Source organism: Paucibacter sp. PLA-PC-4, from assembly GCF_026241155.1.
Taxonomy (GTDB): domain Bacteria; phylum Pseudomonadota; class Gammaproteobacteria; order Burkholderiales; family Burkholderiaceae_C; genus Roseateles_E.
Genome location: NZ_JAPFGP010000072.1, coordinates 1 through 698 on the forward strand (window position 1 = coordinate 1; position 698 = coordinate 698).

At 64.3% G+C, this 698-nt stretch carries 1 protein-coding gene and 1 pseudogene; both read left to right on the plus strand.

The features are described 5' to 3' along the window. Positions 1-309, plus strand: a pseudogene (locus tag OOZ63_RS28940) (ABC transporter ATP-binding protein); the annotation flags it as partial. A 15-nt stretch (positions 310-324) separates the two neighbouring features. Next, positions 325-698 (plus strand): ATP-binding cassette domain-containing protein (locus OOZ63_RS28945; protein ID WP_266009338.1); only part of this gene is annotated, 374 nt, incomplete at its 3' end.

A 698-nucleotide genomic window follows, 5' to 3' on the forward strand; every position in this document is an offset into this window, starting at 1 on the left:
GGCGACCAGCGCCGCCTGGAGATCGCCCGGGCGCTGGCCACCGACCCCAAGCTGATCGCGCTGGACGAGCCGGCCGCCGGGATGAACGCCACCGAGAAAGTGGTGCTCCGAGAGCTGATCGACCGCATCCGCAAGGACGGCCGCACCATTCTCTTGATCGAACACGACGTCAAGCTGGTGATGGGCTTGTGCGACCGCGTCACGGTGCTGGACTACGGCAAGCAGATCGCCGAAGGCACGCCGTACGACGTGCAGCGCAACGAGAAGGTGATCGAAGCCTATCTGGGCGCAGGCCACGCGGCCCACTGAACAGGAACCCACAAGATGTCAGACACACAAACCCTGCTCAAGGTCACGAAGCTGAAGGTGGCCTACGGCGGCATCCAGGCCGTCAAGGGCGTGGACTTCGAAGTCAAGAAGGGCGAACTCGTCAGCCTGATCGGCGCCAACGGCGCGGGCAAGACCACCACGCTCAAGGCCGTCACCGGCATCCAGCCGGTGGCCGACGGCGACATCCTCTACAAAGGTCAGTCCATCAAGGGCCAGGGCGCCTGGGACCTGGTCAAGCAAGGCCTGGTGATGGTGCCCGAGGGGCGCGGCACCTTCACCCGCATGACCATCACCGAGAACCTGCAGATGGGCGCCTACATCAGGAACGACGCCGAGATCCAAAGCGATATGGAGCGCATCTTCGGCAT